The sequence below is a fragment of the Lentzea sp. genome, from assembly GCF_035525475.1.
Taxonomy (GTDB): Bacteria; Actinomycetota; Actinomycetes; order Mycobacteriales; family Pseudonocardiaceae; genus Lentzea.
In genome coordinates this window covers 64,048-75,510 of sequence record NZ_DATLEC010000004.1, presented here as the reverse complement: position 1 = coordinate 75,510, position 11,463 = coordinate 64,048, and the positions used below count along the sequence as shown (strand labels likewise).

Sequence of the window (11,463 nt, the reverse complement as noted above, 5' to 3'; positions counted from 1 at the left end):
GCGGTACCTGGTCGTCAGCCGGCGGTAGGAACCAGCCGCGGGACCAGCCGGACGTACACGACCATGCCCACCACCTCGACCAGCGTCTGCGTCACCACGACCAGGGCGGCGACGTCACCGGGCATGGCCAGGGCGAGCGGCAGCACGACGAGCGAGTTGCGGGTGGCGCCGGTGAACACGATCGCGCGGCTCTCGGGCACGTCCAGGCGGAACAGCCTCGCGACGGCGAGTCCCAGGAACGGCATGACCACCAGGAAAGCCACGTAGAACGGCACGACGCGGGCGACCAGCGACAGGTCGGAGAGCTTCGGCAGCTGCGAGGCGACGACGGTGAACAGGATCGCGGCCATCAGCGGCACCATCGTCGTGCTCATGGCGTCGACCACCCTGCTCGACCTCTGGGTGATCCACGCCAGTGCCAACGGGATCGCGATCAGCACCGCGAACGCCTCGACGAACGGGCCGGGCTCGACGACGTTGACGCCGGCGAACAGCAGCAGGTAGACGGGGAGCAGGGCCATCTGTGCGAGCAGCAGCAACGGGGTGGCGGCGAGCAGGCTCCGGTTGTCGCCGCCCGCCAGTCCGCTGAAGACGATCACGTAGTCGACGCACGGCGTGAGCAGGACCAGCAGGACGCCCACCAGCACGGCCTGGTCCGCGGGCAGGAACGCGAGCATCGCCGCGACCACCAAGGGCACCACCGCGAAGTTCACCACCAGCGCCGCCGCGAGGAAGCGGCCCGCGCGCAGCGACCGGCCCAGTTCGGCCACCGGGACCTGCAGGAACGTGACGTACAGCAGGACGGCGAGCACCGGGTTGATCGCGTGTTCCAGCCACGAACCGGCCGACGGTGCCACCCAGCCCGCCGCGGCACCGGCCGCCAGGGCGCCGAGGTAGACGGCGACCTGGTGGCGTTCCACGCCCGCGACGAACGACATCGGCGACCTCCTGATCAGGTGATCAGGACGATAGCTCCAGGTACTCCGCGCACGCGTCGCTGAGCCAGGCCGCGAGGTACTCGGCGAACGAGGACCGCACGAGGAGCGTGAAGCGGTCGTCGCCGTTCACCCGCAGGATGATTCCCGTCCTGGCGAGGAGTGTCTGCACGCAAGTGCCGGCGGGAGCCGAAGACGGGTGCAGGTCCACGGAACATCCGTGAGCCAGCACGTCTCGGGCGTGCGGCCCTTCCAGGACCACCGTCGTGCGTTGAGCCGAAGTGTCCACAACGGACCCTCGCGAAGAGCCGAGCGCGCCACGCAGCACCTCCTCGATCGCCACCTGCAGGCCGGGCGGCGCCACGACCAGGAACTCGTCCGGTCCGAGCCAGAGCACCTCGACGTCGCCGAAGTTCCCGGAACCGGAAGTGGAGGTGCACGCGGCGGCGGGGAACCGGACTCCCAGTGCCGCTCCCATCGCGTCGAGCGCCGCAGGGTCCGACGCTCGAACCGTGAGCTGTGAGAGGAAAGGCTTCTCCGCCGCGGTCAGCGCGGGGGCGAGCGAGGCCAGCCGGTCGGTCCAGGCGGCCAGTGGGCTGGTCGGGTCACCCGTCACGGCGGGCTCCTTCCTTGTCGTACAGGACGGACTCGGTGACGGTGACCGGCACGAGCGCGTCGTCGACCGGCACGTAGAGCGTCTCGCCGATGCGCGCGTGTCCCGATCGGACCAGGGCCAGCGCGAACGTGCGGCCGAGCGCCGCGCTCGGGTAGCTGGACGTGACGTGGCCGAGCATTCGGACCGGCGGTTCCGGCAGCCGGTCGGTCTCGACGATCTGCGATCCCTCCGGCAGCAGCACGGACGGGTCGACGGGGAGCAGGCCGACGAGCTGTTTGCGGTCAGAACGGGTGTTCTCCGCGCGGGCGAACGAGCGCTTGCCTATGAAGTCGGGCTTCTTCTTCGACACGACCCACGACATGCCGAGGTCCTGCGGCGTGACCGTCGCGTCGGTCTCCTGGCCGATGATCGGGTAACCCTTCTCGGCGCGGAGCACGTGCATGGTCTCGGTGCCGTACGGGGTGATCCCGTACCGCTCCCCCGCCGCCATCAACGCCTCCCAGACGGCGATGCCGTGCCAGGCGGTCACGTTGATCTCGTAGGCCAGCTCGCCGGAGAAGCTGATCCGGCACACCCGCGCCGACACCCCTGCGACCTCGGTGTCGCGCCAGGCCATGAACTCGAACGCCTCGGTGGAGACGTCCAGCGAAGGAGCCACCGCCGCGAGCACGTCACGGGATCGCGGGCCCACCAACGGGATCGTGGCCCAGTGCTCGGTGACGGACGTGCAGTGCACGTCGAGGTGCGGCCACTCCGTCTGCAGCCACTCCTCCATCCAGTCGAGGATCTTCGCGGCGTTGCCGGTGGTCGTGGTGACGAGGTAGCGCTCCTCGCCGATGCGGATCACCGTGCCGTCGTCGATCACCATCCCGTCGACGCCGCACATGACGCCGTAGCGGATCCGGCCGACCTTCAGCGTGCTCATCATGTTCGTGTAGAGCATGTCCAGGAACTTCCCGGCGTCACGGCCCTGCACGTCGATCTTGCCGAGCGTCGAGCCGTCCATCATCCCGACGCTTTCGCGCGTGGCACGGCATTCGCGCAGCACGGCCGTGCGCAGGTCCTCGCCCGGCTTCGGGTAGTACCAGGGCCGTTTCCACTGGCCGACGTCCTCGAACAGCGCCCCGTGCGCGACGTGCCACGGGTGGATCGCCGTGACCCGGACCGGGTCGTGCAGCACGCCGCGGTCCCGTCCGGCCAGCGCCGCGAACGACACCGGGGTGTAGGGCGGGCGGAACGTCGTGGGCCTCTGCTCGGCCAGGTCGACGCCCAGCGCCTCCGCGACGATGCCCGCCGCGATCACGCCGGACGTCTTGCCCTGGTCGTGGGCGGTGCCGATGGTGGTGTAGCGCTTGACGTGCTCCAACGACCGCAGGCCGGCACCGGTCGCCCGCAGCACGTCCGCGACGGTCGCATCTCGTTGCAGGTCAACGAAACTGACGTCGTCGTCACCAGGAACGCGCCACAACACGAGTCCTGTTCGCTGGGTGCGCCGGGAGTCGGACGCCGGCAGCGGGACCTCGCCCCGTGGCGTGAAGCCGGCGGCGATCGCGGCGGCGGCACCGGCCTCTCGGCCCTGCCTCGCGCACGCCGTCAGGTCCAGCTCACCGGTCGCGGAGCCCGCGACCCGGACCGTCTCCAGTTCCTCGCCCGGCACGAACGCGCCGAGACCGGCGTCGTAGCACAGCTTTCCGCGGGCCTGGCTGAAGAGGTTCACCACGGGGTTCCAGCCGCCCGACACCAGAACCGCGTCACAAGCGACTCGCTCATCACCGATGCGCACCGCGGTGACGCGCTCGGCACCCTCGGTGCCGGTCACGACCTGCCCGGCGCGCACCTCGATCCCCCTGGCAGCGCACTCGGCCGCGAGTCTCCCGGGGGCCTCGAGCCGCGCGTCGACGAGCAGCGGAACGTCCACACCGGACTCGGCGAGGTCGATCGCCGCGCAGTACGCGCTGTCGTTGGTGGTGAACACGACCGCCCGCGAACCGACGACCACCCCGTAGCGGTGCAGGAACGTCCGCGCGGACGACGCCAGCATGACGCCGGGCCGGTCGTTGTCGGCGAACACGACAGGACGTTCGTGGGCGCCGGTGGCCAGCACGGTCTGCCTGGTCCGGATCCGCCACACCCGTTGGCGCGCACGAGAAGCAGGCGCTGCGAAACCGAGGTGGTCGGCGCGCTTCTGCAGCGCGAGCACGAACCCGTCCTGGTACACGCCGAACGCGGTGGTGCGCTCCAGCACCAGCACACCCGGCATACTCCTCAACTCCGCCAGGACGTCCGCGACCCACTCCGCCGACGGCCGGTCGTCCACGCCCAGCAGCGCGCCACCGGCCTGGTTCCGCTCGTCCACCAGGACGACGCGGGCGCCACTGCGTGCGGCGGTCAGCGCGGCCACGAGACCGGCGGGCCCAGCGCCGACCACCAGCACGTCGCAGTGCTCGTGTTTGGCGTCGTAGCGCGCCGGATCCGGTTCGGAGGCCAGCTTTCCCTGCCCTGCAAGGCCGCGCGCCACCAGGCCGTCGTAGAGCTCGACGGTCGTCGCGAGCAGCATCGACTCGGGAAAGGGCGTCTCGACCTGCACCAGCGACGTCGGGTCCTCGGACCCCGCCGCCACGATCCCGCGCGGACGGCCGAGCTTCACGCTGCTGCCGACCTGGTGCACGCCGTGGGCGAGCAGGGCCGACGCGAGCGTGTCGCCGGGGTGCCCGGTGTACTCCACGCCGTTGAAGGTGAAGCGCAGCAAGGTGTTCCGGTCGATCGCCCCGCCGCTGGGCCTGCGAAACGTCATCCGGTCACCTCAGGCATCGGCTCACCAGCGCGGTAGACGGCGAGCAGGTCGTGAGTGCGGGTGTCACGGACGGCGTTGAACCACCGCCGGCACCCGGCACTGTGGCTCCAGCGCTCGGCGAACGGCCCACTGGGGTTCTCCCGGAAGAACACGTACCGAGCCCACTCCTCGTCGCTGAGCGCCGAAGGGTCCTCGGGATAGGCGACGTGGGCCTGGCCGCCGTAGTGGAACTCCGCTTCCTCGCGCGGCCCGCACCACGGACACGGGATGAGTTGCATCGTCAGCTCCTGCTAGTGGGCCACGGCAGCGGCGCCGTGCTCGTCGACGAGGGCGCCGGTGGTGAAGCGCTCGAGGGTGAACGGCTCGGCGAACGGGTGCGGCTCGTCATGCGCGATGGTGTGCGCGAAGCAGTCACCGACCCCAGGAGTGGCCTTGAAACCGCCGGTCCCCCACCCGCAGTTCAGGTACAGCCCGCCAACGGGCGTGAGCCCGACAATCGGCGAGGCGTCCGGGCTGACGTCGACGATCCCGGCCCAAGTCCGCAACAGGTGCGCACGAGCGAAGACCGGGAACAGCTCCAGCGCCGCCGCCATCTGCTGCTCGATGACGTGGAACGAACCCCGTTGCCCGTACCCGTTGCAGCTGTCGATGCCGGCGCCCATGACGAGCTCTCCCTTGTGCGCCTGGGAGACGTAGACGTGCACGGCGTTCGACATCACGACGGTCGGGTGCACGGGTTCGAGCAGCTCGGACACCAACGCCTGCAACGGGTGCGAGGAAAGCGGCAGCGGCAGGCCGACCATCTTCGCGAGCACCGAACTGTGCCCGGCCGCGCACAGCGCCACGCGCCCGGCCGCGATCCGCCCCCGTGACGTCTCAACTGCGGCAATCCGGCCGTTCGCAGCCTCGAGCCCGGTGACCTCGCAGTTCTGGATGAGGTCGACACCCATCTCGTGCGCGGCCCGCGCGTAGCCCCACGCTACGTAATCGTGCTTGGCGATGCCCGCGCGTGGCTGGTAAGTCGCCCCCAGCACGGGATAGCGCACGTCCGGCGAGGTGTTGACGATCGGGCAGATCTCCTTGACCCCGGCCGCATCCACCCACTCCGCGTCGATGCCGTTGAGCCGGTTGGCGTTGACCCGCCGGACGCTGTCGCGCACGTCCTGAAGGCTGTGCGCGAGGTTCAACACGCCGCGCTGGTCGAACAGGATCGGGTAGCCGAGCTCCTCCTCCAGCCCCTCCCACAGCTTCAGCGAGTGCTCATAGATGCCGGAGCTCTCGTCCCAGAGGTAGTTGGACCGGATGATCGTGGTGTTGCGAGCCATGTTGCCGCCCGCCAGCCAGCCCTTCTCCAGCACCGCGACGTCGGTGATGCCGTGCACCTTCGCGAGGTAGTACGCGGTAGCAAGCCCGTGCCCACCACCACCGACAACCACCACGTCGTAGGAGGCCTTAGGTTCCGGGTTGTCCCACAGGAAATCCGGATGCTCGGGAAGATGCGCTCCTGGCGGGCTGGTCATGGGCGGCGCCTCCCGCGAAGTCTGGTCGACTACTGGTATATCAGTCCGTGCAGTACGGTAGGTCACATGCAAGAACGGGTCAACGACGAGCCCGCGACCGCCTCATTGACCGAGCAGGCGTACGCGGTCCTGCGCGACCGCCTGGTGATGCTGGAGATCAAGCCCGGCGAGCCCATCAATGAGGACCGCCTGCGCACCGAGCTGGGCGTGGGCCGTACCCCGATCCGCGAAGCCCTGAAGCGGCTGGAGCAGGAACGGCTGGTGGTCGCCTTCCCCCGTCGAGGCACGTTCGCCACCGACGTGAACATCTCGGACCTCTCGCACGTCTCCGAGGTCCGCAGAACACTGGAGCCACTGGCAGCGGCCGCAGCGGCCGAACGCGCCACAGCGACCGACCGCACCGCCCTGACCGAACTGCGGTCCCAACTGGAAACAGCAGCACGGCCAGGCGAGAACACCGAACTGCTGCGAGCAGACGTCGGCGTGCACCGCGCGATCTACCGGTGCGTGCACAACCCGTTCCTGGAGGACACGCTCATCTCCTACGACAACCTGGCGACACGCATCTGGTGCGTGTTCCTGCCACGACTGTCCGAAATGGCCGGTCATGTGGACGAGCACATCCCACTGCTGACCGCGATCGTGGAGGGCGACGGGAAGAAGGCCTCAGAACTGGCGGCGCAGCACGTCATCGGTTTCGAACGGGCGATCAGAGCCCTGATCTGACGCTGACGGGGTCCGGAGCAGCGCGGTGAAGCAGGACCCCGCAGATCACAGCGACTCCAACAAGGCCGCCGTCTGCCGCTCCCGGTGGGGCCGAAGGTCGTACCCGGTCGAGATCCAAGGCCTACCAGCCTCCACAGCCGCAACAACCATCTCCCCCACCTCGTCAATCCCCGGTCCACTGCGAAGAAACGCCTCCACACCCGGCACGAGATCGTCCCGCAACGCCACCCCCGCCTCCAACGACCGCGTGTTCTCGACGATCCCGGTGTCGACAGGACCAGGACAGATCACGCTGACGTCGACACCGTGCCCGGCCACAGCGAGGCGGAGCGACTCGGACAGGCCGACCACTGCGAACTTGGTGGTCACGTAGAGCACGTTCCGGTCGGCCACGAGCAGGGCGGGAGAGGAACAATCAGGGACGGCATCCGTAGGGGTACGGAACTTTCTCGTCCGCGGCCGCACGGTTTGGGCGGCACGGTCAGGGGCGGCACCGCTCGCTGGCCGCACGGTCCGGAGCGGCGCCACCCCAGGCGGCGCCACCCCAGGCGGCACCACCAGGGCGGCACGACCTGCATCGGCTCAGCGGGGCGGCTCAGGCGGGTTGCGGGCGGAGTCCGTCCATCAGGAGGTCCAGCAGGCGTCCGGCCTTGGCGTCCTGCGCGGGACGGGGGGCCACGGTGAAGATGCCGATGAGGGAGGCGGCGATGTCCTCGGCGGTGACGTCGCGGCGCAGGTCGCCCGCCGCGCGGCCGGCGTCGAGGATGGCGGTGATGGCCGCCAGCAGCTCGGTCCTGGTCTGCGCGTGGGCGATCTCGCCCGCCTCGATCATCGCGAGCAGCGTGTCGAGCATGCCGTTCTTGGTCGCGATCCAGTCCCCGAACAGGTCCATCCAGCGCCGCATCGCCGCGGCCGGGGGCAACTGGTCGAGCAGGTCGCGGGCGCCGGTCGTCAGCCGCACCACCTGGTCCCGGTAGACCGCGTCGACCAGCGACTCGCGGGTCGGGAAGTGCCGGTAGAGCGTGGCGATGCCGACGCCGGCCTCGCGGGCGATCGCCCGCATCGAGGGCTCGGCGTCCGCCGACACGAACATGCTGGTCGCCACCGCTAGCAACTGGTCGCGGTTGCGAGCCGCGTCCGCCCGTGGTGTGCGGCTCTCCGCCTCGGCCAAAACGGATCACGCTCCGGTTGTGTTACGGTCGACAGTGAAACGGAGCATAGTCCGTTTCACCGCACCACCTCATCCAAGGAGCAGGCGTCCCATGCAGGACCAGAGCGAGCAACCGTCGAGGGGCCGGAGCAGGGCCGTCCAGCTCGACTCGTTCGGCGGTCCCGAAGTCCTTACCGTCCGCCAGGTCCCCGTTCCGCAGGCCGGCCCGAAACAGGTCCGCGTGCGGGTCACCGCCGCCGGCCTCAACCCGATGGACTGGATCATGACCGCCGACGCGGACACCGCCGCCCGGTTCGGACTGGGCCTCCCGGCCGGGTTCGGCACCGACTACGCCGGAGTGGTCGACCAGGCCGGCGACGGGGTGACCGGCTTCGCGCCGGGTGACAGGGTGTTCGGGGGCGCGTTGTCCCGTGCGGTCGCCGACTTCGTGGTGGTCGACCTGGACGCGGTCGCGGCGAACGAGGTCCACCACACGCCCGACGGCGTCGACGACCGCACCGCCGCCACCCTCACGATCGCGGGCCGCACGGCCTCCGCCGCCCTCGCCGAGGTCGCGCTCGGGCCGGACGACACCGTCCTGATCGGCGGCGCGGGAGGCGGGGTCGGGGTCTTCGCCGTCCAGCTGGCCCTGATCGCCGGAGCGCGCGTGATCGGCACGGGATCAGCGGCGTCGGCCGGATTCCTGCGCGAGCTCGGAGCAGACCCGGTCACCTACGGCGACGGCCTGGCCGACCGGGTGCGGGCCCTCGCTCCCGGCGGTGTCACCGCCGCCCTGGACCTGCACGGGACAGAGACACTGCACGCCGCGAGGGAGCTCGGCGTTCCGGACAACCGCATCTGCACCATCGCCACGAAGGTCGACGGCGTGCCCGCGGCCAACGGCGCGAACGCCGCTCCCGGTGCCCTGGAGGAGATCGCCCGCCTGGTCGCGGCGGGCCGGCTCCGGGTGCCCGTCGCGGCGACCTTCCCGGTCGAGCAGATCCGGCAGGCGGCCGGGCTCCAGGCCGGGCGGCACGTGCGCGGCAAGGTCGTCATCGACCTCTAGTCGCGGCGGAAGATCGTGATGCTGTGGCCGACCACGTCGATCGGCGTGCTCGTGTCGAGCAGCGCCTGGAGCCGGTCGTCGGCCTTCGCGATGGCCGTGTCCGAGACGACGAGCAGTCCGTGCACCTGGACCGAGGTCTTCCTCGGGTCTTCCGCGTGGATCCCGTAGTACTCGGGCACGCCGGCTCCTTTGTAGACGAGCCACAGCCGTTCGCCGGGGTAGCGCTCCAGCCGTTCGGCCAGCCGACCCAGGTCCTGGCCCCAGTCGACGTTCGAGTCGTGCAGGTGCAGGTGGGTCTTGGAAGGACCGCCGAACACCTCGTTGGAGTACGGCAGGTAGTAGGGGAACGTCCACAGTGAACTCACGGCGACGAGCGCCACGGCGGGTGCCGCCCACCGGCGGTCCGCGACGAAGGCCGCCGCGACCGCCAGGAACATCGGCACGAAGATCGCGTACCGCACGCCGAGGTCGCGGTCGCCGGTCATCGCCGCCGCGAGCAGCACCGCCGCGGGGAGCAGCACGTACAACGCCTGCGGGCGTCTGATCACGGCCGCGGTCCCGGCCGCGGTCCCGGCCGCCCACAGCACGAGCGCGCCGAACGGCGTCTTCACCAGCAGCGCGGCCGGCAGGTAGTACCAGTGCGAGCCTTCGTAGTGCGTGCCGAACAGGTAGCCGCCCCACACGCGGTCCTCGAAGCCGGACTGGAGGCGCATCCCCTCGACGTACGGACCCGGGAACGCGGCCGAGGGGTCGACCGCGAAGTAGGACGCCCACACCACGGCCACCGCGACCAGCGTCATGGCGGCCACCGGCTTGACGCGGCATTGGGCGTGCCAGGCCAGGAACAGCACCACCGGCACGACCGCGAGGGTGTTCATCTTGGTCGCCAGCGCCGCGCCCAGGGCGATCCCCGCCAGCGGCAGGTAGTGGGCGTTCTCCCGTGCCCGCCACAGCAACCAGACCGATGTCAGCACGAACCCGGCCGCGGGCACGTCGAGCGTGGCCAGCGATCCGTGCGCGATGAGGTCCGGCGAGAACGCGTACAGGGCCAACGCCACGAGCCCGCCCGTGGTGCCCGTCAGGTCGCGGGCGAACAGGAGGACCACGAGCCCGAACAGCAGCGTGAGCACGATGATCGGCAGCCTGGCCAGCAGGAGCAGGTGCTGCGGGTCGTTGCCCGACTCGTAGAGCACGTGCCGTCCGAACTCGGTCTGGTCGCCGGCGAAGTCCCGGTCGAACCCGATGTCGGCGAACGCCAGCCCGGTCGCCATGACGAGCTTGCCGAGCGGCGGGTGCTCCAGGTTGTAGCGCAGGCTGTGCTGCTCCAGGTAGACCGTCGCCGCGCCGATGTAGACGGGCTCGTCGATCGTCGGGGTCTGCTCGACGGCCGTGGTGGTCATCGCGATCGCCATCTGGGTCAGGAGCACGGCCGCGACCAGCCAGAACAGCCACTTCCGCCGCAGTCCGGCGGGTGCGGCGGCGGTGACGGGACGCGGCGGCGAGGCGATGGCGAGCGACAACCGTTCGGTCCTTCCGCTTGTGGGAGCGTTCCCCGGTACTTGCGGAAACGGGATGCCCGCTCGTTTGGTTGTCAAGCTGGTGCGGATCCGCTCGCCGGAAACTCGCTTCGCCACCCGCACAGGCGGCGCTAGCCTGCGGAAATGCCGCTGGAAGAAATCGACCGGATCGCCGCGGAGACCGGCTTCTCGGGCGTGGTCCACGTCGACCGCGCCGGTGAGACCGAGTTCGCGAAGGCCTACGGGTTCGCGAACCGCGCCTACCGCGTGCCGAACACCGTCGACACCCGGTTCGGCATCGCCAGCGGCGGCAAGGGTTTCACCGCGCTGACCGTGCTCTCGCTCGTCCGGGAAGGCGTCCTGGGCCTCGGCACGACCGCCCGCGAGCTCCTCGGCGACGACCTCCCGCTCATCGCGGGCGACGTGACGGTCGAGCACCTGCTCACCCACACGTCCGGCATCGGTGACTACCTCGACGAGGAGGCCGATCTGGACGTCAACGACCACCTCATCGGCGCCGCACACGTGCTGACCACCACCGAGGCGTTCCTGCCGCTGCTCGACGGGCATCCCTCCAAGTTCGGTGCGGGTGAGCGGTTCGGCTACTGCAACGGCGGTTACGTCGTCCTCGCCCTGCTCGCGGAACGGGCCGCCGGCCAGGGCTACCACGACCTCGTCCGCGACCGGGTGCTGAAGCCGTTCGGCCTGACCAGGACGGACTTCCTGCGCTCGGACGAGCTCCCCGCCGACGCGGCCGTCGGCTACCTCGACGGGCTCGACCGGTCCAACGTCTTCCACCTGCCCGTGCTGGCGACCGGGGACGGCGGGATCCACTCCACGGCGGGCGACATGGCGAAGTTCTGGCGGGCGCTGTTCGCGAGCGACCTGGCCGACGTGGTGACGAGGCCGCGCCACCACGTTCCTGAGGAGTCGTTGCGGTACGGGCTCGGGTTCTGGCTGCACGAGACGACCGACATCGTGGTCCTGGCCGGGTACGACGCCGGGGCCTCGTTCAAGTCCACGCACGACCCGCACACCGGCACCACGATCACGGTCCTGTCCAACACCTCGCCCGGCGCGTGGCCGATCGCGCGGCACCTGATGTCCTGACAACACCGTGACGACCTGGACCTGCTCGG

Annotated in this window: 11 protein-coding genes; 3 read left to right on the top strand and 8 right to left on the bottom strand. The window is 70.3% G+C overall.

Translation table 11 applies throughout. The annotated features are described in order from the left end of the window. Window positions 1–14: 14 nt before the first annotated feature. Genes VM306_RS00520 through VM306_RS00500 form a run of 5 tightly spaced genes read right to left on the bottom strand, consistent with a single transcriptional unit; the run spans window position 15 to window position 5,865 of the window. Window positions 15–938 (bottom strand): arsenic resistance protein, encoded by a 924-nt coding sequence (locus VM306_RS00520; protein ID WP_325510133.1) that lies wholly within the window; start codon window positions 936–938, stop codon window positions 15–17. A gap of 22 nt (window positions 939–960) precedes the next feature. Next, on the bottom strand, window positions 961–1,551 hold the full coding sequence (locus VM306_RS00515) for a sarcosine oxidase subunit gamma (protein ID WP_325510131.1): 591 nt from the start codon (window positions 1,549–1,551) through the stop codon (window positions 961–963). Beyond that, window positions 1,541–4,345 carry a 2Fe-2S iron-sulfur cluster-binding protein gene (locus tag VM306_RS00510; RefSeq protein WP_325510129.1) on the bottom strand — a complete coding sequence of 935 codons (2,805 nt, stop codon included), beginning with the start codon at window positions 4,343–4,345 and terminating at the stop codon, window positions 1,541–1,543. The genes VM306_RS00515 and VM306_RS00510 overlap by 11 nt, the downstream gene beginning before the upstream one ends. Further along, window positions 4,342–4,623 carry a sarcosine oxidase subunit delta gene (locus tag VM306_RS00505; protein WP_325510127.1) on the bottom strand — a complete coding sequence of 94 codons (282 nt, stop codon included), beginning with the start codon at window positions 4,621–4,623 and terminating at the stop codon, window positions 4,342–4,344. Before VM306_RS00505 ends, VM306_RS00510 begins: the two co-directional genes overlap by 4 nt. Before the next feature lie 12 nt (window positions 4,624–4,635). Further along, a complete protein-coding gene (locus VM306_RS00500) occupies window positions 4,636–5,865 on the bottom strand; it encodes a sarcosine oxidase subunit beta family protein (protein ID WP_325510125.1) in 1,230 nt (409 codons plus the stop codon). A gap of 66 nt (window positions 5,866–5,931) precedes the next feature. Between VM306_RS00500 and VM306_RS00495 the strand changes: the two genes are divergently transcribed. Then, window positions 5,932–6,591 (top strand): GntR family transcriptional regulator, encoded by a 660-nt coding sequence (locus VM306_RS00495; RefSeq protein ID WP_325510123.1) that lies wholly within the window; start codon window positions 5,932–5,934, stop codon window positions 6,589–6,591. A 45-nt stretch (window positions 6,592–6,636) separates the two neighbouring features. Here the strand turns inward: VM306_RS00495 and VM306_RS00490 are convergent, their stop codons facing one another. Both VM306_RS00490 and VM306_RS00485 read right to left on the bottom strand, forming a co-directional pair. Next, window positions 6,637–6,984, bottom strand: coding sequence for an SDR family NAD(P)-dependent oxidoreductase (locus VM306_RS00490; RefSeq protein WP_325510121.1), 348 nt, complete (start codon window positions 6,982–6,984; stop codon window positions 6,637–6,639). A gap of 202 nt (window positions 6,985–7,186) precedes the next feature. After that, window positions 7,187–7,762 (bottom strand): helix-turn-helix domain-containing protein, encoded by a 576-nt coding sequence (locus tag VM306_RS00485; RefSeq protein ID WP_325510119.1) that lies wholly within the window; start codon window positions 7,760–7,762, stop codon window positions 7,187–7,189. Window positions 7,763–7,853: 91 nt separating this feature from the next. Here VM306_RS00485 and VM306_RS00480 point away from each other — a divergent pair, with 91 nt between their 5' ends. Further along, on the top strand, window positions 7,854–8,807 hold the full coding sequence (locus VM306_RS00480; RefSeq protein WP_325510118.1) for an NADP-dependent oxidoreductase: 954 nt from the start codon (window positions 7,854–7,856) through the stop codon (window positions 8,805–8,807). Here VM306_RS00480 and VM306_RS00475 read toward each other — a convergent pair. Beyond that, window positions 8,804–10,327 carry a phospholipid carrier-dependent glycosyltransferase gene (locus VM306_RS00475; RefSeq protein ID WP_325510116.1) on the bottom strand — a complete coding sequence of 508 codons (1,524 nt, stop codon included), beginning with the start codon at window positions 10,325–10,327 and terminating at the stop codon, window positions 8,804–8,806. The two genes, VM306_RS00480 and VM306_RS00475, sit on opposite strands and share 4 nt — an antisense overlap. A gap of 141 nt (window positions 10,328–10,468) precedes the next feature. Here VM306_RS00475 and VM306_RS00470 point away from each other — a divergent pair, with 141 nt between their 5' ends. Next, a complete protein-coding gene (locus tag VM306_RS00470; RefSeq protein WP_325510114.1) occupies window positions 10,469–11,434 on the top strand; it encodes a serine hydrolase domain-containing protein in 966 nt (321 codons plus the stop codon). The last annotated feature ends 29 nt before the right edge of the window (window positions 11,435–11,463 follow it).